This window comes from Bacillus sp. FSL K6-0972, from assembly GCF_037976035.1.
Lineage (GTDB): Bacteria > Bacillota > Bacilli > Bacillales > Bacillaceae > Bacillus > Bacillus haynesii.
Genome location: NZ_CP150260.1, coordinates 2738191 through 2763365, shown reverse-complemented (window position 1 = coordinate 2763365; position 25175 = coordinate 2738191). Strand labels below are relative to the sequence as shown.

The window sequence follows — 25175 nt, the reverse complement described above, 5'->3', positions numbered from 1 at the left end:
ATAATAGGAGAAGCTTTTGGCAATGAATCCTAACGGAGGAGCAAAAGCTGCTTGTCCTAATCATATATTGTCAATTTATGATTTGCTTTCCCGTGAAGCCCTAGATGAGAGAGAAGGCTTTACTTGTGAAATAGGAACAAAAAAGCGGGATGCTTTTAGAATTCGTCTGTAAGTTTTGGAAGGAGGGATCCATGAATGGCTGATAAACAAGCACACGAGACCGAAACTGAATTCACATTTGAACAGGTGAGGGATCAATTAACAGAAGCCGGAAAAAAGCGCGGAGTGCTCACATATGAAGAAATTGCAGAGCGCATGTCCAGCTTCGAAATCGAATCAGACCAAATGGATGAGTATTATGAATTTTTAGGAGAACAAGGCGTTGAATTAATTAGCGAGAACGAAGAAACTGAGGATCCTAATATTCAACAGCTGGCCAAGGCCGAGGAAGAATTTGACCTTAACGATTTAAGCGTGCCTCCGGGCGTTAAGATAAACGACCCTGTCCGCATGTACCTAAAAGAAATCGGACGGGTAAACCTTTTGTCTGCAAAAGAAGAAATTGAATACGCGAAAAAAATCGAAGAAGGCGACGAAGAGTCGAAGCGCCGTCTCGCTGAAGCCAACTTGAGACTTGTCGTCAGCATCGCAAAACGGTATGTCGGCCGCGGAATGCTTTTCCTTGACCTTATTCAGGAAGGAAACATGGGCCTGATGAAGGCGGTAGAAAAGTTTGACTACCGCAAAGGATACAAATTCAGCACATACGCGACATGGTGGATCAGACAGGCGATTACAAGGGCGATTGCCGACCAGGCGAGAACGATCAGGATTCCTGTTCATATGGTTGAAACCATCAACAAGCTGATTCGTGTTCAAAGGCAGCTCCTTCAGGATCTCGGCCGCGAACCAACGCCTGAAGAGATTGCGGAAGATATGGACCTGACGCCTGAAAAAGTCCGTGAAATCCTAAAGATCGCTCAGGAACCGGTTTCACTCGAAACTCCGATCGGTGAAGAGGACGATTCACATCTGGGAGACTTTATTGAGGATCAGGAAGCGACTTCTCCGTCAGATCATGCAGCATATGAATTGCTGAAAGAACAGCTTGAAGATGTACTGGATACATTGACAGACCGTGAAGAAAATGTGCTCCGCCTTCGCTTCGGCCTTGATGATGGTCGTACAAGAACATTAGAAGAAGTTGGTAAGGTGTTCGGGGTAACAAGAGAACGAATTCGCCAAATAGAAGCTAAAGCACTTCGTAAATTAAGACATCCAAGCAGAAGCAAACGCTTGAAAGATTTTCTCGAATAAACTTGAACGGGTCAGGAGATCCGTTCTTTTTTTCACGAAAGAAATGAAAGCGCTATTATTGGTAACCCGATTATATTTTACTTAATTTCTTTCGAATTTGCAAATACCCAAAAGTGTATTTTGAGTCATTATAACCTTGAGATCGAAGGAAAAGCCCTTTATAATTGTTGTTGTAACCGTATTCAAAAACTGGTTTTTAAATTGGGAATGAACAATCGCTTCATCGTCCATTATTTTGTCTAAAATGTGAACTTCATCAGCTTTTGTTTCATAACCGGTTTACTTTTTGTAAAATTAAAGTAGAATTAGAATTGTTTACATAAGGGGCAGGGGTAAATTAAAAAGGGGGATGTAAAATGAACCGCAATCCATTGATACCATTTTTGTTAATCGCCATTATGGGCATAGGACTGGTTTTTATCTTATCCATAAAAGGCCTTTATGACGCAAAAGAAATTGCAGGCGAAGGGAATAAAACAGCTCAAGAAGACAAAGCGGATGCCTCGCCTGAAGAAATTTACAAAGCGAACTGTGTAACCTGCCACGGCGAGAATTATGAAGGTGTATCAGGCCCTAAACTGAAAGGAGTCGGGGACCGGATGGATACAGGTGCGATTAAAGAAAAGATTGAAAAAGGCGGCAACGGAATGCCGGGAGGACTGGTTCCTGCGGAAAAGCTTGATGATATGGCTAAATGGGTGTCAGAAATTAAATAGCTTTTTCCAGATTGGCTAAAATCGTTTCATTACCAAAAGGATTCGCAATAAAAGCTTTGACAAGAGCTTTTGTGCGAATCCTTTTTCTGTTTTCGGTAAATGGGTGATGTTGCTTGACGAGGAGTCACCTCGAAAGGGTGATTTGAACTATTTCAGCATCCGTGATTCCGTCCTTTATGACGGTGCGGCGTTTGCGGCGTCTATCGGAAATAGGTCTTTATTACTTTTTCTGGAGGCTGCACTCATCTTTGCAAGGGAAAAAATAAGCAATCCACCCTATTTAAGTAAGATTGCATCTATTTTACTATTATATAAATGGAAAAAATGCAGCGGATGCACTGGTGTCATCCGTCTATTTGAGTATTTCCCTGAGGTGAATCATATGAGTCATGCGAGCATATTGAATCATATCCACAGCACGATTAACCAAAAGCTGGCTGATGTAGAAAGCCGGATTGAACGAGTCAAAACAGCCAAAAAGGAGATTGAGAAAGAACACGAAACCGGGATTGTCGAGATCAGACAAATCTTGCATCCTCATCTGAACAGCCACTGGACAGGGGACTTCGCCAACGATTTTGATGACGAACGGGATGAGGCCCATACTTCAATGTACAACATCGTAAACGGAAAGTACGAAGGCTATATTTCGCAGCTGGAAAGAAAAATTTTTGCGCTGGAAGTTGAAAAGCACAGCCTTGAATTGGCGGGAGCGGCAGCTAAAGAGGCGGATCATTTGCTCTCTCTCGGGGAAAAAGCAGTTGATCAATTAAGCGATAAAATCCGCTCAATCAAAAACAGTTGGAGCTGGTTTTAATGACGACAATCAAGCTGAAACATGAAGCGGTCATCAAAAAGCTGAAGGCCGTAAGAGAGGCGCTCGATGCCCTAGACCTGCCAAACCCTCCGCAAGTTGCAGGGAAAAATAAATTGACATATACGACAAAGTGCCACGAACGCGAGCAGAACATTCATCAGATGGTGGCTGATTACAAAAAAGCCGTACACAAAAACATAAGGGATACGAAGGAAAATGTCGATTTGCTTAAAGAACAGGACAAAGCAATCGCCAGAAAATAGCCTGAGGTTAGAGAGGACAATTCAATGAAAGTATTTGAAGCGCATTCTTTAATTGAAGCAGCGAATAACCGGAAAAAACAATATGAAACGTTTGAGGATCAACTGCAAACGCTCAAAAAAGCGTTTCTCGGAGTCGCTGATTTAGGTGATGATTTTCAGGGGAAAGGTGCCGACAACATTAAAGACTTCTACAAGGGACAGGCAGAGATCGTTGACAGCTGGTTAAAGCTTGTTGAAGCGCAGATTGCTTTTTTTAAAGGTGTATCAGGTGATATAAAAGACAAAAAGCTGTCCGATTCTTATGTTGAAGTCTCTTTTTTGGATCATGAACTGAAAAACGCGGATTTGAAAGCGACGGAAATCGTCTCTGGGCTCAAGCTGGAAATGGATAAAATCATCGCAAGCATCAGCGATATCGTTGACTTGGACAATTGGACGCTCGACGATTATATTGATAAAATGTCTAAAGCGCAAACAACCCGGCAAAACACCATCGACGCCGTTCGTGAGCTGGATGAATCGCTCAAGACAGAATACATGAATTTACAAGCGCTCGACAGCGCCGTGCTCGGCAAATATTCCGGGCTGATGGAAGCTACAAGCCACGGAAAAACCGCCTCGCCGATGTATTTTAGCTTGAAATCGTTCCACTCAAGCGAGATCTATAAAAATACGATAGAAGTTGAGACTCAAGCCGCCAATTATATTGAATTCAAAAACGAACAGGCAGAAGCGCGCAGGCTTCAGGAAAAACAAGAAGAAGAAGCGAACAAGCCTTGGTATTTAAAAGCGCTTGACGCTGCCGGAACATTTGTCGGAGAAGTCAGCGGGTATTATGATTATAAGAGAGCCGCTGAAGGCGTCGACCCGGTCACAGGAGAAAAGCTGACAAACGGCCAGCGTGTCGCCGCCGGAGCAATGGCGGCAGCAGGATTTATTCCGATCGTAGGGTGGGCAGGCCGTGCCTTCAAAGGCGGAAAAGCCATTTATAAAACAGGAAAAGGACTCATCGCCGCTGATCACGCGCTTGACGCCTACAAAGCCTCAAAAACGTTGAACGTCTTGAAAATGACGGAAATGGGCGCCTACGGCCTTGTCGCTTCAAATGGGTTTTCAGAAGCCGTCACGGGCAAGGACATGTTTGGAAACAAAGTTTCTGAAGAAAGGCGGAAACAAGGCCTGATCGAAGCCACCTTGAGCCTCGTAGGCGCAGGTGCTGTCGCAAAAACGGCAAATCACGGCGCTCAAACATTGGCCAAAACGGCCGGCAAAAACATTCCGCTCGCTAGATCGCCAAAAGCAGCGCTGGTGCAAAAAGGAAACAATATCCTTGAAAAGGTGAAATCCTTCCAAGTTCCGACAAACGTCCGCGTTTACGTCGAACAGCCGGCCACCGCAACAGGCCACCGCATCGGCACCCCAATTGTCCGCGTGAATGTTGAGAAAACGCCGGTGAAAGAGCTTGGGGTTGTGAAGATGGTGAGTGGTGGGGGGAACGTCAGTAAGGGAGCCAATAGGACTGGTAGTAAAATAGATGTTGGAAAAGCTGATTTAGATGTTCTACGCCAAAAATGGAATGTTCCTAAAACTGACACTGTTGCGGTTGGAAAGACAGATGTGGAAGGTTTGGAAAATTTAGTATTTGAGGGTGGGTCGCCTAAAGTTAGAAAAGAGGCCGGGCTTCCCGATTTAGACTCAGTAATGCCAGATAGACCTATAAAATCTCCAGGAAAAATCGCAAGTGCAACAAGACATGCTGAAGAAGGCGTGTTAAATGACTTTATAAGCAAAGTAGAAGCTTTAGGAAAAAATCCTGCTGAAATAACAGGAACATTAAAAATTCACCAATCTAATCCTAAAGGGGTTTGTCCAACCTGTATTCAAGGACTAAATAATCCAAATGTACCTGCTGGAGTATTTAAGCAATTTAGCAAGATTTTTCCTAACCTAACGATAGAAGTAACTTCTGAAACTATTCAAGGAATCAAGCCAAACGGAAGATTGAATTTTGTTATTAAAAATGGCGAATATATTTAATTGAGGAGTGTAGTAGATGTTTCAAGAGTGGGAAGAATTGAATGATGATTTAAAACCTGCATATTATTTAGGACTTTGTGAAGCAATAGTTCCTACATTAAAACAATCAAATGATTTCAATTATATAAAAGAAGCATTAGATGCCTGCTGGAAGTGGCTTGAACACAAGAATATAGAAGCAGACGATCTTTATACTTACCTGGAAAATTTAGATGACACAGGGATTTTAACTTTAATGCAGCTTGAATCAAATGAAGATGATCTAGATGCTTGGATATGTATTGCCGATGCAATATCTTATACAATTTACAAAGCATATAAATATCAGAAAGATGAGTATTTACCTGAAACCATCGAATCTATTGATTCTTACGAGTTATTTGAGGAATTTCATAGTCACTTTAGCTTATTATCTAAAAATCAAGGTCAAAAAGAAAAAGCTTTTTTGAAGTTTTTGAAAAAAGAGGGGGCAGAAAAAGTTTCCAGGGAGAGCATTCAAGATTTTTTACTTAATAGTGTAGAATAAAAATAAGAAAGTTGGGATATCCCAGCTTTCTTATTTTATTTAATAAATGGGAATATCTAAAGAATTTTAAAAAAGTGGAAAAAATAAAAAGCTCCCTATTTGGAACAGAGGCGGTGAAGCAACCGAAGAGTTATGGGAAAGGTGGTTATCTAAATGAATTTTGGTAAGAACACTCCATTAGTCGAAGAAGTAATGAGCTTTATTCGTAATAACAAGATGTTTTTCAATGAGAACTTTAATGTCCCTAATTTGCAAGTAATTAATAATTTTAGTGATGCACAAAATTTGGCCTGGTCACAAGATTTAAATGAAGTTGATACAGTGTGGGAGAATGTTAAGTCATTAGAAACTGGAAATATTGTAGAAAAGATATACGATCTAGATCTAGCTACTCAGCAAGATGATTTATACGAGTATTTCGGTGACTATGAAAATTACTCTGAAAATTTTCTTCCGTTTGATTATGTAGATATTCATGAGGAGATTGAAGGAGACCTCACAATGTGTGCTTTAAATCGGTTGGTCAATGGAAAAACAAATAATTTTTATGAAAAGGTTTTTGAGATATATAAAGAAGGCGGATGGCCTTGCGGTTGGAAGGGAACCTATCCTAAAGGGGAATTTATTGTGTTTGTCCCATCTAGTAGCAACGAATAAGAAAAATAAATATAATCGCTTTCAACCTTGATTAGCTGTATGTTTTTCAAGGTTTTTTGAATAATTGAGACAGTTTGGTGATGACAATCAGTTAATGTATACAAAGGTAAATGAATTACAATGAGAAAGTTCAGCCTATCTCTTCCTACAGTTAGAGCATAAAGAAAGCGTCTACGTAGAACAGACGATCACATCGGCACTCCAATTGTCCGCGTGAATAAGGGGGAAATCATGAATAATATATTTTTGGATATTTTACAAGATGAAGTTAAAGTAGGCTTTATTTTAACAGTTGCCGAAAGAGTATTTTCTATAATCAGCAAAGACGCTGAAAGGTATCCGGAAGGAAGAGAAACATTGAACAAATGTTGGTTATGGGTTGAATCTTATGCCGTTACTGGTGATGACTTATACGAGCTTATTGATAACGCATACTTTACAGGAATTTCAGAATTTGCTTAGGAAGAAGAAGACTTGAATATTGCTAGGCTGTGGTCACTATTTGTTGATGCAGTCGCTTTTACTTCTTGGGAAGCTTATAAAAAAGAAGAAGTGAAATATTTACCACAAGCGTTAGAGGGTATCAATAACGATAGTATTATCATCTTTTTAAACAGTGCAGTGGAAACAGGTTTTATCACATCGAAAGAGGTTGAAAAGATAAGAAAGGGCATTGAGGATTATCAGAGTACAAAAGAGGAGATCTCCACAAATAGAGAAGAGTTTATAAAGTTATTATAATTATGAAAGAACTCAATCGTAAGTTTAATATATGTTTATTAACCGCTCCTAAAGTTAAGAATAAAGCACTTGATTGCCAAGCAAAGGGGATCCGATTCTTATATGGGAGACCCTTTTTTGGATCATGAACTGAAAAACGCGGTTTTGAAAGGGGCGGAAATTGTCTCAGGGCTCAAGCTGGAAATAGATAAAATCACCGTAAGCATCAGTGCTATCGTTGCTTGGGACAATTGGACGCTGGACGATTATATTGATAAAATATCTAAAGCGCAAACAATCAGGCAAAACACCATCGACTCAAAGTAGAACTCATTTTGGTGTAAACTCAACTGTTATAAAGGAATCGCAAAAGGCCACTAGATAATTAAGGGGAAAATGGCTAAAGAAGTACAGTGGGTCTTGCCCAAAAGAGTCACCTAAACACTTAGGATATGCTCAACTAACTCATGCTGAATTTCACGCAGGGCTTATGAAAGACACGGAAGTTTATCTAAAAAAGTAACAAGCCAATAATACTTGAGGCTACGAAATAAGGTGGTATTAATATGATCACTTATAATGGACCGGTTGAAGAACCAATTGAAAACCCGAATGATGATTTTATAAGAAGTATTATATTTGAAAAAGGCGAGGATTATTGGAAGCAAGGAAGCGGGGATTCATGTTTTGAAGTAGAGGGCTGTGATGAATGGTTAATTTTCTTTTATGATGAACCATATGGTTTCTTTATAATGAGGCATCCAGACTACCTAGTTCCAATGAATAAAAATGTTGAAATAGAAACGGTGGAACATTTAGTAGGTGGGGAGCCAATGAAGGTTCCATCTTGCAGTTATGTAGATCGTGATTCAGCTTACCGTATAATTAATGAGTTTATTACCACTAAATCAATGCCGACTTTTATGGAATGGGTAAATTTGTATGAAATAGACTTTGACCATGGATTTTGATCTATATAGTTTTAAGGAGACAGTAATTCTCTTTTTTCGAAAGGAATTATTGTACGGATTATGAAGCGACAATAAAATATGATTTTATAGAAACTTTGATTGGCAATAGCTTTCAAGGTTTCTTAATGCTTGGACAGTTGATAAAAGAAATAAAATATATGATGATTTATATTTCATTTTGTTATACATAAAAGGCAAGAAAACGATCATGATCTATGCTCCAAGCAGGAGAGCTTGTGGACACAGTGTATTTTAGTGTCGGCAATTGATCTGTTGGTGAAATAGGATGATCTCCGTCAGTCATCTAATGCAAATAGTAAAGTACTGACACATTATTTGTATAAAACTTGGCAATAAAACAATTAAGAGGACAAGAACCGAACTCAAGAGACGAATACACAAATCAGGAGTGAACGATTTGTCTAATTCCAAAAAATCATTAGAACCTATAAATATACCGTGCGGCTGGTTCGTTAAATATAATGATTTAACCGACACACATGAAAAAGTTGAACCAAATACCAAATTATTAGAATTAGAAAAACAAAGATATCATGCTGCGGTCAAAATCATTAAAGGCCGTGATGAATATCTAATTCATATTAGTGACAATCATGGAGAAACGATTGACACAATCAATGTTAAAGATCGCCGCCAGCTAGTTAACGAGTTGGAACGGATCATTTGGAAAATAGAAGCGACGGCATTTGGAGGGAACATTTTCATTTTTGAAGGACCTCCCGACTATTTACGTCTTAGAATTCCTCAAGGATGGACCGTCTCTTATAATAAACTAATTGATATCGATCCAGATCAGTTAGAGGAAGACAGTGATGACTGGTTTAACTTCACGTCATCATTATTACAGTTGGAGCATAAAGAAAGCCGCTTGATTTTAGATGTCGGCTGGTACGTAGATATTGAGCCTTCAGGCACTTTTTATATGCTGTTATTAAAGGATCTGGACTGGGAAAACCCGTTAGAAGACATGGAAACGAGAAGACCGGAAAAATTAGTGGCCCACATAGAAGCCACCCTTCAAAAAGCAGCCGAACATAAATATAAATAGCCAGCCGATGATTTGTTTGACTTCAGCCCCTCATTATTAATCGATTTTAGTCTGAAAAAGTTGTATTCAATGTACCTGGAGCCAGCATGTACCAAATCATTGGATCGGAGTTTATGAGGACTTTACAAATCTAGTTCCTACAAATCAAACCTTTTGGATCAATCATAAAGGGAAAAAGTTTATTTTCAAAAAGATAGGAGAGTTTTTTATGAATAGTAATGACACGGTAACCATGTTGAATGAGGAATTTGAGAATGATCAGACAGGTGAAAAGGTCGAAGGCATTACGATTATCGTAGATGGACAATTTAAACAAGTTTTAGATATCATTAAAGCCAAAAGCGACAGTTATGAGAATTACACTGAGATCATACGGGACGCTCTTTTTGAGGGTGTAAACAGTATGACCATGAAGCTGAGAAATAAAGAATAATAATGATGATTAAAACATACCCCGATTTACAAAAAGACAAACAGAGCTCCCAATTTTTTGCTTGTTGAGGGGTTCTTTTTTATATGCTGATCATTCTATAAGACATCTTGCTGTCCGATATTGGAGTGATGTTCCGACTAATCCCGGTATGTATTTAAAGTGCCTAATCAATAACTTTGAATGAACTGAACAATTTAGATATGATCTAGATAAAGGTGCTCAAAAAAATGGGATGATAGAAAGTTGGTTTTTAAAGATGAACATCAACAACATACACGATTTTAATTTAAACCAAGAAAATGACTTCTTAACGATACAAACAAAACTAAAAAAACATATCAATCTAGCAAACTCCATCAGCAAAGACGCTCTGCAAACCTGTGCGGGGGTTGATTTAGCTTATTGGGAGGAAGATGGTGAAGCGTTTGGTGTCTGCAGTATCATCGTGCTGGATTTTCATACGAAGCGTGTCATTGAAAAAGTACATAGTGCAGGGAAAATTGATGTGCCTTATATCGCAGGGTTTCTTGCTTTTAGGGAGCTGCCGCTTATTATTGAAGCGGCCAAGAAGCTGACGATTGAACCGGATGTTTTTTTATTTGACGGGAATGGCTACCTTCATTTTAACCATATGGGAATTGCGACACATGCGGCGTTTTTTCTCGAAAAGCCAACGATCGGCATTGCGAAAACTTACTTAAAAATAAAACAAACTGATTTTGTGATGCCTGATAATAAATTCGGCGCTTATACCGATATTGTAATTGATGGCGAAGTCTACGGACGAGCGGTGCGGACAAGGCAAGATGTCAAACCGATTTTTCTATCATGCGGACATTTGCTTGATTTAGACAGCAGTTATGACATCGCGATGAGCTTGATCAATCGAGAAAGCAGGCTGCCGATTCCGGTTCGGCTCGCGGATCTTGAGACACATGCTTTACGTGCGTACTATAGAGAAAATCAAAAATTGGCCGAGTAGAATGTTGATTTGCTGTTCCAGCTTGGAAACTACAGCGATTTTTTATATGATAGTAAAAGAAAAATGAATCTAGAAAAGTTGTGATGATTGTGAATGAATTGAAGTTATCGAAAAGGCTGCAGACTGTGGCGGAATACATAACAAAAGGGGCGGTTATGGCTGATATCGGGTCTGATCATGCGTATTTGCCTTGCTATTGTGTGCTGAATCGCCTGACAAGCGCGGCGATCGTCGGAGAAATCACAGATGGTCCGTTTCTTTCTGCGAAACAGCAGGTTGAGAAACTGCAGTTAAGTTCGCTCATATCCGTGAGGAAAGGAGACGGGCTTGAAGTGATTGAAAAGGGCGAAGCTGATGTGATCACGATTGCAGGAATGGGTGGTTCGCTCATTGCTCACATTCTAAAAGCGGGCAAGGATAAGCTCTCAGGTAAGGAACGTTTGATTTTACAGCCGAATATCCATGCTCACCATATTAGAGAGTGGCTCTATCAGGAAGGCTATGAACTGATCAATGAAGAGATCCTTGAAGAAGACGGCAAGTGCTATGAGGTTCTCGTGGCTGAAGCGGGCGATCGGGATGCGGCTTACGATGGGGTTTCCTTTACGGCAGGCATGCTTGTCGGCCCATTTTTGGCCAAACAACAAAATGCTGTTTTTATCAAAAAATGGTCGCAAGAGCTGAAACATACGGAAAACATCTATCAACAAATTGAAGCGGCTCCTCCGAGTGCAGAAAATCGACAAAAATTGCTTGAGCTGTCAAAACGGATAGAGATCTTAAAGGAGGTACTTAGAAGATGACAAAATCGATAAACGGAAATGAAATCATTCAATTGTTTGAACAGTTCTCGCCTAAGTCTTTAGCCGTTGAAGGAGATAAAATCGGCCTGCAAATCGGCACGCTGAACAAAACGGTGGCCAATGTCATGGTTACGCTTGATGTTCTCGAAGAAACGGTTGATGAAGCGATTGCAAAGAACGTTGACTTAATCATTGCGCACCATCCGCCTGTCTTCAGGCCGCTGAAACATGTCATCACAGATCAGCCCGGCGGAAGGCTGATCGAAAAGTGTATCAAGCATGATATCGCGGTTTATGCGGCTCATACAAATCTCGATGTCGCTGACGGCGGAGTCAATGACATGCTTGCGGAAGCCCTGGAATTAAAGAACACAAAAGTGCTCGTTCCGACCTATGAAGAGCCGCTGAAAAAACTTGCCGTCTATGTCCCGAAAGATTATGAAGAACAGGTGCGCGCAGCTCTTGGAGACGCTGGAGCCGGCCATATCGGCGCCTACAGCCACTGTGCGTTTTCATCAGAAGGAGTCGGCAGCTTCAAGCCGCTGTCTGAAGCTGATCCGTTTATCGGCAAGCAGGGCGAGCTTGAGCGGGTCGAAGAGGTAAGAATCGAGACCGTTTATCCGTCAGGTATTGAAAAATCCGTGATCAAAGCGATGAGTGAGGCCCATCCGTATGAAGAAGTGGCCTTTGATATTTATCCCGTCGAGCAGAATCCGCTTCAAAAAGGGTTGGGCCGTATCGGTGAATTGAATGAAGAGATGACACTCGGAGCGTTTGCCCGCTATGTGAAAGAAAAGCTGGAAGCGAACGGAGCGCGGATGGTGGGCAAGTCTGATGCGAAGGTGAGGAAGGTCGCCGTATTAGGCGGCGACGGCAACAAATACATCCATCATGCAAAACGTATGGGTGCCGATGTATATGTCACAGGAGACCTTTATTTCCATACAGCGCACGATGCCATGATGATCGGGCTGAATGTGGTCGACCCCGGACATTATGCCGAACAAATCATGAAAAACGGGGTTGCAAAAAAGCTGACAGCGATGTGCCAAGAGAAAAAATACGATGTCGCCGTCTTTCCATCAGATACAAATACGAACCCGTTTACGTTTGTATAAAAACAAAACCTGAAGCTGGAGAGCTTCAGGTTTTTGCTTTTACTTTAGGCAAGATTTTTTGCAGCGGTACTTCGTGACTGATCTTCCATGTTGACGGATCTTCATGATCGAATTGTTCTAAAAAGCGGATGACTTCTTTTGTAATCGGGGTCGGGGTCGATGCGCCGGCCGTTACAGCGACGGTTTCCACGCCGTCAAGCCATTCCAGCTTTAATTCGCTTAAATCGCCGATCCGGTATGCTCTCGTGCCCGCGATTTCTTCGGAGACCTGGGCGAGACGGTTCGAGTTATTGCTTTTCGGATCGCCGACAACGATCGTCAAATCGGCTTTTTTCGCCTGCTCGGAGACCGCTTCCTGACGCACCTGAGTGGCCAGGCAAATCTCCTGATGGAATTCAACATCCGGATATTTTTCTTTTACTTTTTCCATAATATCATGGACATCCCATTGGGACATCGTCGTTTGGTTCGTGACAATCAGTTTCTCCGCTTCAATGTCCAGCCTTTCCACATCTTCTTCGGTTTCAACAAGATGAACGATATCCGGGGCGACGCCGACTGCTCCTTCAGGCTCCGGGTGTCCTTTTTTTCCAATATAGATGACGTGATAGCCTTCCGCTTTCATTTTACGGATTAAATCATGAGTTTTTGTCACATCAGGGCAGGTGGCGTCAATCGCAACAAGACCTTTATCCTCAGCTATTTTGCGGACTTCGGGCGAAACGCCGTGAGCGGTGAAGATCACCGTTCCTTTGTCGACCTGATTCAAAATCTCGAGCCGGTTCGGGCCGTCAAGCGTATAAATGCCCTCTTTTTCAAATGCGTCCGTGACATGTTTGTTGTGAACGATCATTCCTAAAATATATATGGGTCTCGGCAGACTTTTATCGAGAGCCGCGTTTTTCGCGATGACCATGGCGTCGACGACACCGTAGCAATAGCCGCGCGGCGATATTTTAATTACGTTCATTCTTAGTCCTCCTATAAAGAAGTAAGAGCCGGGCATGATAAAAAGCCGTAAAAAACGGCTTATTTTTGCAGTCTCTATAGACCTCATTATATCTGATCCAGCAGGAGATATCAAAGAATGTTATACATACAGTTTAGGTTTTGATCCTCCGGTTTTTCTTTTTGCAGACGGAGGGGCTGAACGGCTCTGTTTTTTTCTGATTTCTTCCGTTTTGGATTTGTCGGGTTTTTTGGAAGACACTTTTATTTCTTCTTTCTTTTCACCGCTCGTTTCGGTCTTGTTTTCCGGTTCGTCTTTTTGTTGTTCGCTGTCATCTGCTTCAGTATCATCGGAATTCAGCTGTCTGAACATTTTCACCATTCCAGGGAGATTGCGGACGAGCGGTCCGTATTGCTGAATCATCGGTGTTACTTGCTGGGCTACACCGAGCGCTTTTTGAACATTGCCGAGCATATTTGAAATGGTAGACGGATTGGCCAGACCCTGAATGCCTCCAAGGCCGCTTCCGGTTCCACCGAGCCCCGCTCCTGTTCCCCCGGATGCGGCAGATCCGGGAAGAAATTTTGAGAGCAAACCCTGAATCCCTCCTCCTCGCGCGCCTGCTTGCTGCTGGGCGGCACCCATTGGTTGAAACATCTGCTGCAAGCCACGCTGCTGCGCTTGAGGGGGCTGCATTCCCATCCCCGGATGTCTCGGCATCAAGGCTCTGCCAGGCCTTTGCGGCACCTGCGGCCTTGGCTGATTTCTCATCGGCTGTTGCTGAAACATACTTGTACCTCCTTTCAAAATCCTTCTCTTGATAGGGTATGCACCAACGGTAGCAAAGTGCCTTTGCCCGCTGGCCCGAATAGGGCGGGGGTGATGGTTTTTTTCTGCAGGATCAGTTATAATTTAATGATGGACATGATATCAGCCTTTTTTTAAGCAGTGCGGCATAAAAAAGGATACATAAGCGCACAATTCAGCCATATAGGATAAAGCTTGGAGCGTCGGAATAACGGCTTTCCAAGAAGGAGTTGGGAAAATGAAGCAAACGAAATTTGAAATGTACGATTTAAAGCCGTTTATTATAGAGGCTGTTCACCACTTGGGTTTTTATGAGCCGACTGATATTCAAAAGCGGTTAATCCCTGCGGCGCTGAAAGGTGAGAGCGCGATCGGGCAGTCGCAGACAGGTACGGGAAAAACGCATGCCTATTTGCTCCCGCTTTTAAGCAGGATCGATTCTGAAAAAGAGTTCGTTCAAGTCGTAATTACGGCTCCGACAAGGGAGCTCGCCAACCAGATTCATCAGGAAGTCCTGAAAATCACCAAGTTTTTAGGGTCTGATGAAGCGATTCGTTCGAAATGTTTCATCGGCGGTACCGATAAACAAAAATCAATTGACAAATTAAAAACGCAGCCCCATCTGGTGGTAGGTACGCCGGGGCGAATTGCGGATCTGATCAGGGAACAGGCGCTCGATGTTCATAAAGCCGGTTCGCTCGTTATTGACGAGGCGGACTTAATGCTTGATATGGGATTTTTGGAAGATGTCGATTTTATCGGGTCGCATATGCCGGAAGGCTTGCAGATGCTTGTATTTTCCGCAACGATTCCCGAAAAATTAAAGCCTTTTCTGAAAAAATACATGGCCAATCCGAGGTATGCGCATGTTGAGCCGAAGCACATCACGGCCGAAAAAATAGAACACGTGCTGATACCTTCCAGGCACAGGGATAAAAATGAGCTGTTGCTCGAGGTTATGACCCATTTAAATCCGTATTTGGCGATTGTTTTTGCCAATACAAAAACAACGGCCGACGAGATCGCCGCTTATCTGACGGACAAAGGGATGAAAGTCGGACTTCTTCACGGGGGGCTTACGCCACGGGAACGAAAAAAAGTGATGAAGCAAATCGGCGATCTGGAATTCACCTATATCATAGCCACTGATTTGGCTGCAAGGGGAATCGATATTAAAGGCGTCAGCCATGTCATTAACTATGAACTGCCTGATGATCTTGATTTTTACGTCCACCGGGTCGGCCGTACAGCACGCGCCGGAACATCCGGAACAGCGATGACGTTTTATGATACATCTGACGAAGATGCACTTGTGAAGCTTGAACAAATGGGGATCGTGTTTGAAAACATGAGGATTGAAAAAGGCGAGTGGAAAAAGATCGATGACCGCAAGCGCCGGCAGAACCGAAAAAGAACGCCTGATGAAACGGATGAGGCCGCCAAGCGGTTTGTAAAAAAACCGAGAAAAGTCAAGCCTGGATATAAGAAGAAAATGCAGACGGAAATCAAAAAAATAAAAAGACAGCAAAAAAGAAAGCAATTTAGAAAAGGAAAGTAGGGGAAACAGTTTTGTTGAAAATCGGTTCACATGTCTCAATGAGCGGAAAACATATGCTGCTTGCGGCCAGTCAGGAGGCAAGCTCCTACGGCGCCAATACATTTATGATCTATACGGGAGCGCCGCAGAACACGCGCAGGAAAAAAATCGAGGATTTGAATATTGAAGCGGGAAGGGCTCACATGGAAGAGAACGGCATCTCTGATATCGTCGTTCATGCCCCGTATATTATTAATATCGCCAATACAACAAATCCGGCTACATTTGAGCTCGGTGTCGAATTCTTGCGTTCTGAAATTGAAAGGACGTCGGCGATCGGCGCCAGACAAATCGTTCTTCACCCGGGAGCTCATGTAGGAGCAGGCGCAGAAACGGGCATTCAAAAAATCATCGAAGGATTGAACGAGGTCATCGACCCGAATCAAAATGTGCAGATCGCTTTGGAAACGATGGCCGGCAAAGGTTCAGAATGCGGGCGGACGTTTGAGGAGCTGGCACAGATCATCGACGGCGTTACGCACAACGAGCATTTATCCGTCTGCTTCGATACATGCCATACCCATGACGCGGGTTACGATGTAGTATCTGACTTTGACGGCGTCTTAAACGAATTCGATAAAATCGTCGGAATCGACCGTTTAAAAGTGCTTCATATTAATGACAGCAAGAATGTCAGAGGCGCGAGAAAGGACCGCCACGAAAACATCGGATTCGGAGAAATCGGTTTTGATGCGCTTCAATACATCGTTCACCACGATCAGCTGAAAGATGTTCCAAAAATCCTTGAAACGCCTTATGTAGGAGAAGATAAAAAGAACAAAAAGCCGCCTTACCGGTTTGAAATTGAAATGCTCAAAAATAAACAGTTTGATGAAGGGCTGCTGGAAAAAATCAAGCAGCAATAAAAAGGGGGGCATATAAGCTCCCCTTTTTATGATACGTATTGAGCAAACAGCTGGTTCAAAAGCTGCACCGCTTCTTTTGAAGTGACCGCTTCCACCTGCTTGAGCAGTTTATTTCGTTCTTCTTCATTAAAAATATTGATGTTTTTTCCTTTCACAAGCTTTTCCACTTCAAGGGCCTGTGTTTTTGTTACTTGAATTCCGTATTGTTTAGCGTACTTTAGCACCTCGTCAGCCGTGACCTGATTTAAACGCTGCAGCACGATTTTTTGAAATAAAATCACGTCCATTCCTCCCCTCTGAACTAATGTATGGCGTAAAATTAAAAATGTGTCATTTTTTTATTTCAGTCTGTTAAATGATATGATTATGATAAGGGAAGGTTTGACCAGTTTGGGAAAAGGAGAGACAGCATGGCAAAGACCAAAAAACAGCATAAAAAAGAATCAGCGGTCAAAATGGCATTTCGGATCGTCATGATTCTCGTCGGAGCTGCCTGCGCAGCCGCCAGCATCGAATTATTTTTAGTGCCGAACAACATTATTGACGGGGGCATTATCGGCATTTCGCTAATATTGGACTACATTTTTAAAGATACTCCGTATATCAACTTCGCACTTCTCGTCGTCGTTCTCAACATTCCGTTTATGTTTTCAGGCTACAAGCACATCGGAAAGACGTTTTTAATTTCAACACTGATCGGAATCATCAGCTTGTCAATTATTGAAACACTGTTGCATCATGTAGAAGGGGTTACGACTCAGCCCATCCTGGCAGCCGTATTCGGCGGTCTTCTGCTCGGATTCGGCGTAGGGCTTGTTATTCGTAACGGCGGTTCTATGGATGGAACTGAGATACTCGGCATTTTGCTTACGAAAAAGCTGCCGTTTTCAGTCGGCGAATTTGTCATGTTCGTCAACGTCTTTATTTTTGCATGGGCGAGCTTTGTGTTCGGCCTTGAGCAGGCGATGTTTTCGGTTATGACGTATTATATTGCGATGAAGACGATTGATGCCGTCATTCAAGGGCTTGATGAGACGAAGGCGGTCATCATCGTTTCAGATCAATATGAGGAGATTTCCGATGCGCTGCTGCATCGCCTCGGCCGGGGAACGACCAAGCTCAAAGGGAAAGGCGGCTATTCCGATGAGGACACAGAAGTGATTTATGCCGTTGTGACCAGGCTTGAAGTGACGAAGCTGAAATCGATTGTTTTCGATATTGACCACAATGCTTTTATAACGATTATGGACACGCACGAAACGCGTGGAGGAAAGTTCAAAAACGCCATCCATTAGGCTTTTATTTACTTTTTTTTAGTTTATATGTATAATTTAAAGATGAACTGGTCAATCGTGAAAATGGCTTGCTGCTTTTCGGCTGCCATTTTCTTTTTGTGCGATAAATCGTAATGATTCTGGAGAATTTGAAGGTGAACGTATTGAAACAACCTATTATTGAAATGAAGCATGTATCATATTCCTATGATCATCGAAATGTGATAGAAGATATCAATTTGAAAATTGAAGAAGGGACTTTTCTCGGCTTGGTCGGTCCAAACGGATCGGGAAAGACGACATTGCTGAAATGCATCCTGGGGCTGATTAAGCCGCAGACAGGCGAACTTAAATTGTTCGGCGTCCCTCTCAGAAAATTTAAGGACTGGAGCAAAATCGGCTTCGTATCCCAAAAAGCAAACAGCTTTAACACCGGTTTTCCCGCTTCCGTTTATGAAGTGGTGGCAAGCGGTTTAACCGCAAAGCTTGGCTTATTCAGACGCATGTCCAAAGCCGATAAGCAGAAGGTGGATGATGCGATTGAAGCCGTCGGCATCACATCCCTGAAAGACAGAAACATCGGCGAGCTTTCGGGAGGACAGCAGCAGAGAACTTTCATCGCGAGAGCGCTTGTGAGCGAACCGAAGCTGCTCATTCTTGATGAGCCGACGGTTGGAGTTGATCAAAAAACAGTTGAAGGGTTTTACAAGCTGCTGGAGAAATTGAATCGTGAAAAAGGCATTACGCTCATTCTTGTCACCCATGATGTCGGCACGGTTTCCGATAAAGTCACACACGTTGCCTGCATGAATAAGCATCTTCATTTTCACGGCAATACAGAAGAGTTTGAGTCCATGACAGATCAAGACTTGTCTCAATTTTACGGGCATGATGTTCAAGCCATCAGCCACAATCACCATCATCATGGAGGACACGAATAATGCTGACACCTTTTTTTCATTATGAGTTTTTGCAAAACGCTTTTATTTCAGGAATATTAATCGGCCTCATCGCGCCCTTGCTCGGCGTATTCATCGTTGTCAGGCGCCTGTCGCTGATCGCAGATGCGCTCAGCCACGTCTCTTTAGCCGGCATAGCGGCGAGCCTGTATGCAGGCAAACAGTTTGCAGTGCTCGCCGGAGTCAGCCCGATCTATTTCGGAATGGCGTTTTCCGTTGCCGGCTCTTTAATCATCGAGAGGCTGAGAACGGTTTACAAACATTACCAGGAGCTGGCGATCCCGATTATCATGTCGGGGGGAATCGGCATTTCCGTTATTTTCATTTCGCTTGCGGACGGATTCAATACGGATCTGTTCAGCTATTTATTCGGCAGCGTCAGCGCTGTTTCGAGGGAAGACATGCTGGTGATCGTCGGAATTTCCGCAGCCGTTCTGATCGTGGTGTTTTCCCTTTTTAAAGAGCTGTTTCTTCTGTCGTTTGATGAAGAGCATGCTAAAGCTTCGGGGATTTCTGCAAAGTGGATTCATTTTATTTTTATTTTGATCGTTGCGCTTGTTATCGCCGCCTCAATGAGAATCGTCGGTACGCTTCTCGTTTCAGCGCTGATGACGCTCCCTGTCGCTGCGAGCATGCGCATTGCCAAAGGGTTTAAGCAGGCGATTTTCTTATCGATTCTATTCGGTGAACTTTCCGTCATCGTCGGCCTGGTGCTTGCCTATCATCTCGATCTGGCACCGGGGGGAACGATCGTGCTGCTGTCGATCTTTATCCTGATACTTTGTATCAGTTATAATAAAGTCAAAAGGAGGATTCGCCGTGAACGTACAGGAAGCGCTTGATTTACTGAAGGAAAAAGGATATAAATATACAAGCAAACGGGAGGATATGCTTCAGCTGTTTAGTGATTCTGATAAATATTTAACGGCGAAAAATGTCCTTTCCGCTTTAAATGATGATTATCCGGGGTTAAGCTTTGATACAATCTACAGAAATTTGTCGCTGTTTGAAGAACTTGGCATTTTGGAAACAACCGAGCTTTCCGGTGAAAAGCTGTTCCGCTTTAAATGTTCTGCTGCTCACCACCACCACCATTTTATTTGCATGGTGTGCGGCAAAACAAAGGAAATCGAGCTATGTCCGATGGAAAAGCTGACAGACGATCTTGACGGCTATCAGATCAGCGGCCATAAGTTTGAAATTTACGGGACCTGCCCGCGATGTGAAGAAAAAAGTGCGGAAGCGCAGTAAGAAAAGAGGCATATGGCGTTTTAAAGCCATATGCCTTTTTTAACGCAAAAAGCATGTAAGAGACTTTATCTTACATGCTTTTTGCGGCTTTAATCGTTTTCTCGTTCTTTTTCAGCCATTCGGCGGCTTCAAGCCAGCTGTTGACTCTGACGATGTTTGAATCGGTTGGAAGCTGATTGTACGGCGTATTAAACAACAGAACCGGAATGTCTGCTTCTTTTGCAATCATGGTCGCATTCCCGTGGTGGTCCTCAAAGAAAACATCGATCTCATGCCTGTGGACGGCTTCCAGTTTATCGTGACCGCCGACAAGTTCTATATGGTCATAATGAATGCCGCGTTTCTCGAACCAATCAAAGGTGATATCCTCCAGATGGTGTCTTCTTGCTGTAATGTATATCAGCTTATGCTGCTTTTTCAGCTCATCCAGCGTCTGTTTGGCATATTGAGCCAGCAATGCTTCCTGATAGATGCGGGGCTCGTTTTCGTTCATCCATTTCCAAAAATCTTCTTGAGATATATTCAGCAGCTTTGTTAAGTCATATTCCTTAATATCTTCCAATGTAATGGAGAGGCTGAACGACTCGTTCAAATAGGGAACAAAAGTATCCTGGGCAGTGATCGTTCCATCAATATCGATTCCTAAATGTAACATGTCCACACTCCTTATCATCCATTCCTCCAGTGTATCATAATCTTTTAACATTTACAGCAAAGTTTAGCAAACATGAATCGGGCTAAAATGCTTAAACTATAAATGCTCCTTTATGGATTAAAGAGGGGGGATATCGAATGGAAAAAGATCAAAATGTTCGCGATCGTGACCGAGCCGGTTATGATGCTGACCTAGTCGATGCGACTTTAGATAATGATGAATTTTTAGAAGAAACAGCAGCAGAAGTTGCCCCGACCTATCGTACGGATAACGGGGACAACGGAGAAGCGCGTAACGATGCCGATGCTGCCGGCGGACGTGTAACCGGGTATATTGCGCTTGCGCTTTCGATTATTTCCTTGTTTATGCTTCCAGTGCTGTTAGGAATTGCAGGGATCATTGTCGGTTATATAGCCAGAAGACAAGGAGCAGCTGGCTTAGGAGCATGGGCAATGGGTATCGGTGCAGTTTCCTTGGTGCTTGGCATATTCATCACCCCGTTTTTCTAACGGAAAAAGCTTGACGGATATCCGTCAAGCTTTTTTTATCATGTGTTTAATTTTTCTTTTTCTGCCGCTTGTTTGGCATAATGCTCTTCAGCGAGCTTGTCGATTTCTTTTTTCAATTCCTCGACCATCGTTTCCTCAGGCACTTTCCGGACGATTTCGCCTTTGCGGAACAGGAGGCCTTCACCGCGTGCACCGGCAATCCCGATATCGGCTTCGCGCGCTTCTCCGGGCCCGTTGACCGCACAGCCGAGTACGGCAACTTTGATCGGCGCCTTGATTTTAGCGATGTATTCTTCGACTTCATTGGCAATGCTGATCAAATCGATTTCGATCCGTCCGCAAGTCGGGCAGGAAATCAATGTTGCCGCATTGGAAGCGAGCCCGAAAGATTTCAGGAGCTCCCTGGCGACTTTTACTTCTTCGACCGGGTCCGCGCTTAAAGAAATTCGCAATGTATTGCCGATCCCTTTTGAAAGGATCGCGCCGAGACCGGCGGCGCTTTTCACTGTACCTGCAAACAGTGTTCCCGATTCGGTGATGCCTAAATGAAGCGGATAATCGAATGCTTTAGCCGCTTTTTCATACGCTTCAATCGCCAGATTTACATCAGACGCCTTCATGCTGACGATGATATCGTGGAAATCGAGATCCTCGAGAATTTTAATGTGGTGCAGTGCACTTTCGACCATGCCGTCTGCTGTCGGATAGCCGTATTTCTCAAGGATTCGTTTTTCCAGAGAGCCTGCATTGACGCCGATCCGGATCGGAATGCCCTTTTCCTTCGCTGCGTTGACAACCGCTTCAACCTTTTCGCGGCGGCCGATGTTTCCCGGATTGATGCGGATTTTATCGGCTCCGCCTTCGATCGCTTTTAAAGCCAGTTTATAGTTAAAATGAATATCCACGACAAGAGGGATGGATATCCGCTTTTTGATCTCTGGAATGGCGTCTGCAGCCCGTTCATCAGGACAGGCGACGCGGACGATTTGACATCCCGCTTCTGCGAGTCTGTTGATTTCGGCGACGGTTGCTTCAACGTCATGCGTTTTCGTTGTTGTCATGCTTTGAATGACGACTTCGTTATTGCCGCCTATTGTTAAAGGTCCCACTTTAACGGGACGCGTTTTTGTACGATGTGTGATTTCACTCACTTGAATTCGCTCCTTAAGTATAATTCGGAGACGGTTGCTCCTTTTCTTATACCAAATCGTTTACAAGTCTTATTGTAACAGCCCGTTCATGAAACTGACAAGAAATTAACGCTTAATCAGCATAAACGGGAAACTTGTAAGTGACTCCTGCTTGAATGCGGCTCGCCTTAACATTCGGGTTCAGCGCTTCAAAATCTTCGGCTATTTTGTCGGCCGGAACGGCGCTGTTCCCGATGATTGAAAATACCGTCTGTCCGGGTTTTACCGTAACGGTCTTATATTGCAGGCTTGCAGCCGAAGCTTCTGCTGCCATGGTTGAAGCCGGCAAGGCGTTTTGAGGGATGGTGCCTGATTTCAAATCATAATAAACTATGAACAGGGCGAGCAAAATCGAAAACAGCACAATTACACGTTTCATCTGATTTGTCCCCATTTCGTGCATTTTTTATTATGTTACGCTTGTCCCTCTTTCAACATGACAACAAATTTGCCCCTGTCCGCTTTACCTTGCTGCTTTAGAAGCCGGCGTTTCTTTAATGGCGAGAAACAGCATGATAAAGTTCACAAACCAGTTCAGGAGGAACTGACTTGGAACCACCGCCTCCAGCGCGTCCATAATTGCAAAAAACACGGTTGCGAGCGTGATGGAGTATGCAGACATCACCCAAAGCTGCTTATAGGAGAGCATTTTCTTCTGCCCGTTGCGAATGATCAGCCCGATGACGGCAAGAACCGAGACATCAATGAATTTTCCGGCTGCGGTCGCCAAAAACAGCAGCACGCACAGGACGGGAACAATCACCGCTTTATTTTGATCAACTAAAGAAAGGATATCATCCTTAGACATGTCCTCGGGAAGCATTGTGTACGGCATTTCCTGAACTTGGCCGTCAATGGCGATGACGAACTTATCTTTCAGGATGCCGACGGAATTCCGTTTGTCTTCGATCTGTTTTGTTTCATAAGAGCCGCTCGGATCAAAAACGATGACAAATCCGAATGACTGTGATTCAATCGCTTTCTTTGCATCTGTTTGCAGTGAGCCGTCTTTTATGGAGAAAGCGGGGAATTCTTTCACAGCTGACTGAAAGCTGTTCATCGTATTCACCACTCCGTTGCTGATATGGTAAAGGTTCGGGAGAGCGGCGATGATGCTGAGCAAAAATACGTATAAAATCGTTTTCCCTATGCCTTGGAAACGCAGTTTGCCAATAGCGTGAGGGGAATATGTACTTTTAAAAAATCGCTGAAATAAATTCATTCGTCTTCACTTCCTATTTCTATAATGTATCTGCATTATTGTATCGTCACAAAAGAACGAATACAAGAAAACTTATCAATCAACAGGGGCTGCGGAAGTTTCCTTTCAGAAAAATGGGTATAATATGAAGCATCACAATCGATTGGAGGGGATTCGGATGGACGTTTTATATTGGATCATCATTGCGGCGATGTTCGTCATTGCTTTCATCGGCCTTGTCTATCCCATTATTCCGAGCGTCGTTTTCATTGTAGCCGGATTTGTTCTATACGGGTTTTTATTTACATTCGGGCATTACTCCTACCTATTCTGGATCATTGAAGGCATTTTTACAGCCGTATTGTTTGCCGCTGACTATATTACAAATCTCCTCGGTATTAAGCGCTTCGGCGGCAGCAGGGCGGCGATATGGGGCAGTACGATCGGCCTTTTGATCGGACCGTTTGTGATACCGGTGGCAGGCATCATTTTGGGGCCGTTTATCGGGGCCTTGGCAGGTGAGATGATTGTCCATCAGAAGGACATCAAAACTGCCGCTAAAATTGGAATCGGTTCGCTGATCGGTTTTATTTCCGGGGTTTTAGCTAAAAGCGTGATCCAGTTAATCATGATCGGCTACTTTTTATATACCGTGCTCTAAAATTTCCCCTGGATGTTTAAAAACAAGGGGAAAAGGATAAAGTTTAGTGAGCGCTTGAAATGCACTTGTGATCATTTTGTGAGCATTTCCATTGAAACAAGCCTTTTCTTTTGATACATTGAAAGAGGAAAGGCTTGCTAAAGGCGGCATTTCAATACATACAATATTAAGGAGGAATTGATAATGGCTTACAAACTTCCAGAATTACCTTATGCTTACGATGCGTTAGAACCTCACATCGACAAAGAGACGATGAATATTCACCATACGAAGCACCATAACACATATGTTACAAAATTAAACGAAGCGGTGGCAGGCAAACAAGATCTTGAAAGCAAATCTGTTGAAGAGCTTGTTGCAAACCTTGATGCTGTACCGGAAAACATTCGTGCAGCTGTCCGCAACAATGGCGGAGGACATGCCAACCACTCATTGTTCTGGAAACTTCTTTCTCCAAACGGAGGAGGCGCTCCAACTGGTGAATTGGCAGAAGCCATCAACAGCAAATTCGGCAGCTTTGATCAATTCAAAGAAGACTTTGCCGCTGCAGCAGCTGGCCGTTTTGGCTCCGGCTGGGCATGGCTTGTTGTCAATAACGGCGAGCTTGAAATCACAAGCACGCCAAACCAAGATTCTCCTCTTTCAGAAGGCAAGACCCCTATCTTAGGTCTTGACGTATGGGAGCACGCATACTACCTGAATTACCAAAACCGCCGTCCAGATTACATTAAAGCATTCTGGAACGTCGTTAACTGGGATGAAGTTGCACGCCTTTACAGCGAAGCAAAATAATCCAGCTTGAGAAAAGAGGCCCGCGAGAAGCGGGC

General features: G+C 43.3%; 31 protein-coding genes and 1 pseudogene. 25 read left to right on the top strand and 7 right to left on the bottom strand.

Going from position 1 to position 25175, the window contains the following annotated elements:
* Positions 1 to 16: 16 nt before the first annotated feature.
* The 16 genes and pseudogenes from MKX80_RS13960 (at position 17) to MKX80_RS13885 (ending at position 12429) form a co-directional block, all read left to right on the top strand.
* A complete protein-coding gene (locus MKX80_RS13960) occupies positions 17 to 172 on the top strand; it encodes a hypothetical protein (RefSeq protein ID WP_158039115.1) in 156 nt (51 codons plus the stop codon).
* Between the two features lie 23 nt (positions 173 to 195).
* Positions 196 to 1317: an RNA polymerase sigma factor RpoD gene (rpoD, locus tag MKX80_RS13955; RefSeq protein WP_043928723.1), complete on the top strand. Its 1122-nt coding sequence runs from the start codon at positions 196 to 198 to the stop codon at positions 1315 to 1317.
* A 356-nt stretch (positions 1318 to 1673) separates the two neighbouring features.
* Complete coding sequence (gene cccA, locus MKX80_RS13950) at positions 1674 to 2033, top strand: cytochrome c550 (RefSeq protein WP_003183607.1); 360 nt, start codon at positions 1674 to 1676, stop codon at positions 2031 to 2033.
* A gap of 382 nt (positions 2034 to 2415) precedes the next feature.
* Positions 2416 to 2850 carry a DUF5082 family protein gene (locus MKX80_RS13945; RefSeq protein ID WP_154997306.1) on the top strand — a complete coding sequence of 145 codons (435 nt, stop codon included), beginning with the start codon at positions 2416 to 2418 and terminating at the stop codon, positions 2848 to 2850.
* Positions 2850 to 3113 (top strand): YwqI/YxiC family protein, encoded by a 264-nt coding sequence (locus tag MKX80_RS13940; RefSeq protein WP_339226999.1) that lies wholly within the window; start codon positions 2850 to 2852, stop codon positions 3111 to 3113. Before MKX80_RS13945 ends, MKX80_RS13940 begins: the two co-directional genes overlap by 1 nt.
* Positions 3114 to 3137: 24 nt before the next feature.
* Positions 3138 to 5150 carry a T7SS effector LXG polymorphic toxin gene (locus tag MKX80_RS13935; protein WP_182070362.1) on the top strand — a complete coding sequence of 671 codons (2013 nt, stop codon included), beginning with the start codon at positions 3138 to 3140 and terminating at the stop codon, positions 5148 to 5150.
* 16 nt (positions 5151 to 5166) lie between these two features.
* Positions 5167 to 5676, top strand: coding sequence for an Imm6 family immunity protein (locus tag MKX80_RS13930; protein WP_268310029.1), 510 nt, complete (start codon positions 5167 to 5169; stop codon positions 5674 to 5676).
* A gap of 153 nt (positions 5677 to 5829) precedes the next feature.
* On the top strand, positions 5830 to 6333 hold the full coding sequence (locus tag MKX80_RS13925) for a cytoplasmic protein (RefSeq protein WP_268294037.1): 504 nt from the start codon (positions 5830 to 5832) through the stop codon (positions 6331 to 6333).
* A 231-nt stretch (positions 6334 to 6564) separates the two neighbouring features.
* A pseudogene (locus MKX80_RS13920) lies at positions 6565 to 7074 on the top strand (Imm6 family immunity protein).
* Between the two features lie 102 nt (positions 7075 to 7176).
* Complete coding sequence (locus tag MKX80_RS13915) at positions 7177 to 7380, top strand: T7SS effector LXG polymorphic toxin (protein WP_268335039.1); 204 nt, start codon at positions 7177 to 7179, stop codon at positions 7378 to 7380.
* Positions 7381 to 7619: 239 nt separating this feature from the next.
* Entirely contained in the window at positions 7620 to 8024 is a 405-nt protein-coding gene (locus tag MKX80_RS13910; RefSeq protein WP_268342739.1) for a hypothetical protein, read from the top strand.
* Between the two features lie 409 nt (positions 8025 to 8433).
* Positions 8434 to 9093 (top strand): hypothetical protein, encoded by a 660-nt coding sequence (locus MKX80_RS13905; RefSeq protein ID WP_268325845.1) that lies wholly within the window; start codon positions 8434 to 8436, stop codon positions 9091 to 9093.
* A 208-nt stretch (positions 9094 to 9301) separates the two neighbouring features.
* Entirely contained in the window at positions 9302 to 9526 is a 225-nt protein-coding gene (locus MKX80_RS13900) for a hypothetical protein (protein ID WP_152846937.1), read from the top strand.
* A 256-nt stretch (positions 9527 to 9782) separates the two neighbouring features.
* Complete coding sequence (locus MKX80_RS13895; protein WP_154999439.1) at positions 9783 to 10508, top strand: endonuclease V; 726 nt, start codon at positions 9783 to 9785, stop codon at positions 10506 to 10508.
* A 155-nt stretch (positions 10509 to 10663) separates the two neighbouring features.
* Positions 10664 to 11311, top strand: coding sequence for a tRNA (adenine(22)-N(1))-methyltransferase TrmK (locus MKX80_RS13890; RefSeq protein WP_234113242.1), 648 nt, complete (start codon positions 10664 to 10666; stop codon positions 11309 to 11311).
* Positions 11308 to 12429 (top strand): Nif3-like dinuclear metal center hexameric protein, encoded by a 1122-nt coding sequence (locus MKX80_RS13885; RefSeq protein WP_154999440.1) that lies wholly within the window; start codon positions 11308 to 11310, stop codon positions 12427 to 12429. Before MKX80_RS13890 ends, MKX80_RS13885 begins: the two co-directional genes overlap by 4 nt.
* A 25-nt stretch (positions 12430 to 12454) precedes the next feature.
* Here MKX80_RS13885 and MKX80_RS13880 read toward each other — a convergent pair whose 3' ends face one another.
* Positions 12455 to 13399, bottom strand: a complete 945-nt coding sequence (locus MKX80_RS13880) for a 4-hydroxy-3-methylbut-2-enyl diphosphate reductase (RefSeq protein ID WP_154999441.1) — start codon at positions 13397 to 13399, stop codon at positions 12455 to 12457.
* 120 nt (positions 13400 to 13519) lie between these two features.
* Complete coding sequence (gene vrrA / locus MKX80_RS13875) at positions 13520 to 14167, bottom strand: VrrA/YqfQ family protein (protein ID WP_154999442.1); 648 nt, start codon at positions 14165 to 14167, stop codon at positions 13520 to 13522.
* Between the two features lie 256 nt (positions 14168 to 14423).
* Between vrrA and MKX80_RS13870 the strand changes: the two genes are divergently transcribed.
* Together MKX80_RS13870 and MKX80_RS13865 are read left to right on the top strand one after the other, a co-directional pair.
* Complete coding sequence (locus MKX80_RS13870) at positions 14424 to 15743, top strand: DEAD/DEAH box helicase (RefSeq protein WP_154997073.1); 1320 nt, start codon at positions 14424 to 14426, stop codon at positions 15741 to 15743.
* Positions 15744 to 15754: 11 nt separating this feature from the next.
* Positions 15755 to 16648 carry a deoxyribonuclease IV gene (locus MKX80_RS13865; RefSeq protein WP_154997075.1) on the top strand — a complete coding sequence of 298 codons (894 nt, stop codon included), beginning with the start codon at positions 15755 to 15757 and terminating at the stop codon, positions 16646 to 16648.
* A 26-nt stretch (positions 16649 to 16674) separates the two neighbouring features.
* Here MKX80_RS13865 and MKX80_RS13860 read toward each other — a convergent pair whose 3' ends face one another.
* Positions 16675 to 16929, bottom strand: coding sequence for a DUF2624 domain-containing protein (locus tag MKX80_RS13860; protein WP_244958269.1), 255 nt, complete (start codon positions 16927 to 16929; stop codon positions 16675 to 16677).
* 129 nt (positions 16930 to 17058) lie between these two features.
* Here MKX80_RS13860 and MKX80_RS13855 point away from each other — a divergent pair, with 129 nt between their 5' ends.
* The 4 genes from MKX80_RS13855 to MKX80_RS13840 all read left to right on the top strand — a co-directional run bounded on the left by MKX80_RS13855 (position 17059) and on the right by MKX80_RS13840 (position 20132).
* The gene (locus MKX80_RS13855) at positions 17059 to 17943 is read left to right on the top strand and encodes a YitT family protein (protein WP_154997079.1); all 885 of its coding nucleotides are present in this window, start codon (positions 17059 to 17061) and stop codon (positions 17941 to 17943) included.
* 143 nt (positions 17944 to 18086) lie between these two features.
* Positions 18087 to 18863, top strand: a complete 777-nt coding sequence (locus MKX80_RS13850; protein ID WP_154997081.1) for an ABC transporter ATP-binding protein — start codon at positions 18087 to 18089, stop codon at positions 18861 to 18863.
* On the top strand, positions 18863 to 19723 hold the full coding sequence (locus tag MKX80_RS13845; RefSeq protein ID WP_043928708.1) for a metal ABC transporter permease: 861 nt from the start codon (positions 18863 to 18865) through the stop codon (positions 19721 to 19723). Before MKX80_RS13850 ends, MKX80_RS13845 begins: the two co-directional genes overlap by 1 nt.
* On the top strand, positions 19701 to 20132 hold the full coding sequence (locus tag MKX80_RS13840; RefSeq protein ID WP_154997085.1) for a Fur family transcriptional regulator: 432 nt from the start codon (positions 19701 to 19703) through the stop codon (positions 20130 to 20132). The genes MKX80_RS13845 and MKX80_RS13840 overlap by 23 nt, the downstream gene beginning before the upstream one ends.
* A gap of 70 nt (positions 20133 to 20202) precedes the next feature.
* On the opposite strand, the gene MKX80_RS13835 is transcribed toward MKX80_RS13840, so the two are convergent.
* Positions 20203 to 20787 carry a hypothetical protein gene (locus tag MKX80_RS13835; RefSeq protein WP_216930266.1) on the bottom strand — a complete coding sequence of 195 codons (585 nt, stop codon included), beginning with the start codon at positions 20785 to 20787 and terminating at the stop codon, positions 20203 to 20205.
* Positions 20788 to 20924: 137 nt separating this feature from the next.
* On the opposite strand from MKX80_RS13835, the gene MKX80_RS13830 reads away from it, so the two are divergent.
* Positions 20925 to 21296, top strand: a complete 372-nt coding sequence (locus MKX80_RS13830; protein ID WP_154997089.1) for a cell division protein CrgA — start codon at positions 20925 to 20927, stop codon at positions 21294 to 21296.
* Positions 21297 to 21334: 38 nt separating this feature from the next.
* On the opposite strand, the gene ispG is transcribed toward MKX80_RS13830, so the two are convergent.
* From ispG to MKX80_RS13815, 3 genes are all read right to left on the bottom strand, one after another.
* Positions 21335 to 22453 (bottom strand): flavodoxin-dependent (E)-4-hydroxy-3-methylbut-2-enyl-diphosphate synthase, encoded by a 1119-nt coding sequence (gene ispG / locus MKX80_RS13825; protein ID WP_094777424.1) that lies wholly within the window; start codon positions 22451 to 22453, stop codon positions 21335 to 21337.
* A 106-nt stretch (positions 22454 to 22559) separates the two neighbouring features.
* The gene (locus tag MKX80_RS13820; RefSeq protein WP_234111983.1) at positions 22560 to 22865 is read right to left on the bottom strand and encodes a LysM domain-containing protein; all 306 of its coding nucleotides are present in this window, start codon (positions 22863 to 22865) and stop codon (positions 22560 to 22562) included.
* 84 nt (positions 22866 to 22949) lie between these two features.
* Entirely contained in the window at positions 22950 to 23708 is a 759-nt protein-coding gene (locus MKX80_RS13815; RefSeq protein WP_268332956.1) for a DUF1189 domain-containing protein, read from the bottom strand.
* A gap of 157 nt (positions 23709 to 23865) precedes the next feature.
* Between MKX80_RS13815 and MKX80_RS13810 the strand changes: the two genes are divergently transcribed.
* A complete protein-coding gene (locus tag MKX80_RS13810; protein WP_154997095.1) occupies positions 23866 to 24348 on the top strand; it encodes a DUF456 domain-containing protein in 483 nt (160 codons plus the stop codon).
* A gap of 183 nt (positions 24349 to 24531) precedes the next feature.
* Complete coding sequence (gene sodA / locus MKX80_RS13805) at positions 24532 to 25140, top strand: superoxide dismutase SodA (RefSeq protein WP_154997097.1); 609 nt, start codon at positions 24532 to 24534, stop codon at positions 25138 to 25140.
* Positions 25141 to 25175: the final 35 nt, after the last annotated feature.

What these genes read in the sequence shown, in the direction of transcription:
- rpoD (WP_043928723.1), top strand. Translation starts at nt 196, where the DNA reads ATGGCTGATAAACAAGCACACGAGACCGAAACTGAATTCACATTTGAA.
- cccA (WP_003183607.1), top strand. Translation starts at nt 1,674, where the DNA reads ATGAACCGCAATCCATTGATACCATTTTTGTTAATCGCCATTATGGGC.
- MKX80_RS13945 (WP_154997306.1), top strand. Translation starts at nt 2,416, where the DNA reads ATGAGTCATGCGAGCATATTGAATCATATCCACAGCACGATTAACCAA.
- MKX80_RS13940 (WP_339226999.1), top strand. Translation starts at nt 2,850, where the DNA reads ATGACGACAATCAAGCTGAAACATGAAGCGGTCATCAAAAAGCTGAAG.
- MKX80_RS13935 (WP_182070362.1), top strand. Translation starts at nt 3,138, where the DNA reads ATGAAAGTATTTGAAGCGCATTCTTTAATTGAAGCAGCGAATAACCGG.
- MKX80_RS13930 (WP_268310029.1), top strand. Translation starts at nt 5,167, where the DNA reads ATGTTTCAAGAGTGGGAAGAATTGAATGATGATTTAAAACCTGCATAT.
- MKX80_RS13925 (WP_268294037.1), top strand. Translation starts at nt 5,830, where the DNA reads ATGAATTTTGGTAAGAACACTCCATTAGTCGAAGAAGTAATGAGCTTT.
- MKX80_RS13915 (WP_268335039.1), top strand. Translation starts at nt 7,177, where the DNA reads ATGGGAGACCCTTTTTTGGATCATGAACTGAAAAACGCGGTTTTGAAA.
- MKX80_RS13910 (WP_268342739.1), top strand. Translation starts at nt 7,620, where the DNA reads ATGATCACTTATAATGGACCGGTTGAAGAACCAATTGAAAACCCGAAT.
- MKX80_RS13900 (WP_152846937.1), top strand. Translation starts at nt 9,302, where the DNA reads ATGAATAGTAATGACACGGTAACCATGTTGAATGAGGAATTTGAGAAT.
- MKX80_RS13895 (WP_154999439.1), top strand. Translation starts at nt 9,783, where the DNA reads ATGAACATCAACAACATACACGATTTTAATTTAAACCAAGAAAATGAC.
- MKX80_RS13890 (WP_234113242.1), top strand. Translation starts at nt 10,664, where the DNA reads ATGGCTGATATCGGGTCTGATCATGCGTATTTGCCTTGCTATTGTGTG.
- MKX80_RS13885 (WP_154999440.1), top strand. Translation starts at nt 11,308, where the DNA reads ATGACAAAATCGATAAACGGAAATGAAATCATTCAATTGTTTGAACAG.
- MKX80_RS13880 (WP_154999441.1), bottom strand. Translation starts at nt 13,399, where the DNA reads ATGAACGTAATTAAAATATCGCCGCGCGGCTATTGCTACGGTGTCGTC.
- vrrA (WP_154999442.1), bottom strand. Translation starts at nt 14,167, where the DNA reads ATGTTTCAGCAACAGCCGATGAGAAATCAGCCAAGGCCGCAGGTGCCG.
- MKX80_RS13870 (WP_154997073.1), top strand. Translation starts at nt 14,424, where the DNA reads ATGAAGCAAACGAAATTTGAAATGTACGATTTAAAGCCGTTTATTATA.
- MKX80_RS13855 (WP_154997079.1), top strand. Translation starts at nt 17,059, where the DNA reads ATGGCAAAGACCAAAAAACAGCATAAAAAAGAATCAGCGGTCAAAATG.
- MKX80_RS13845 (WP_043928708.1), top strand. Translation starts at nt 18,863, where the DNA reads ATGCTGACACCTTTTTTTCATTATGAGTTTTTGCAAAACGCTTTTATT.
- MKX80_RS13835 (WP_216930266.1), bottom strand. Translation starts at nt 20,787, where the DNA reads ATGTTACATTTAGGAATCGATATTGATGGAACGATCACTGCCCAGGAT.
- MKX80_RS13830 (WP_154997089.1), top strand. Translation starts at nt 20,925, where the DNA reads ATGGAAAAAGATCAAAATGTTCGCGATCGTGACCGAGCCGGTTATGAT.
- MKX80_RS13820 (WP_234111983.1), bottom strand. Translation starts at nt 22,865, where the DNA reads ATGAAACGTGTAATTGTGCTGTTTTCGATTTTGCTCGCCCTGTTCATA.
- MKX80_RS13815 (WP_268332956.1), bottom strand. Translation starts at nt 23,708, where the DNA reads ATGAATTTATTTCAGCGATTTTTTAAAAGTACATATTCCCCTCACGCT.
- MKX80_RS13810 (WP_154997095.1), top strand. Translation starts at nt 23,866, where the DNA reads ATGGACGTTTTATATTGGATCATCATTGCGGCGATGTTCGTCATTGCT.
- sodA (WP_154997097.1), top strand. Translation starts at nt 24,532, where the DNA reads ATGGCTTACAAACTTCCAGAATTACCTTATGCTTACGATGCGTTAGAA.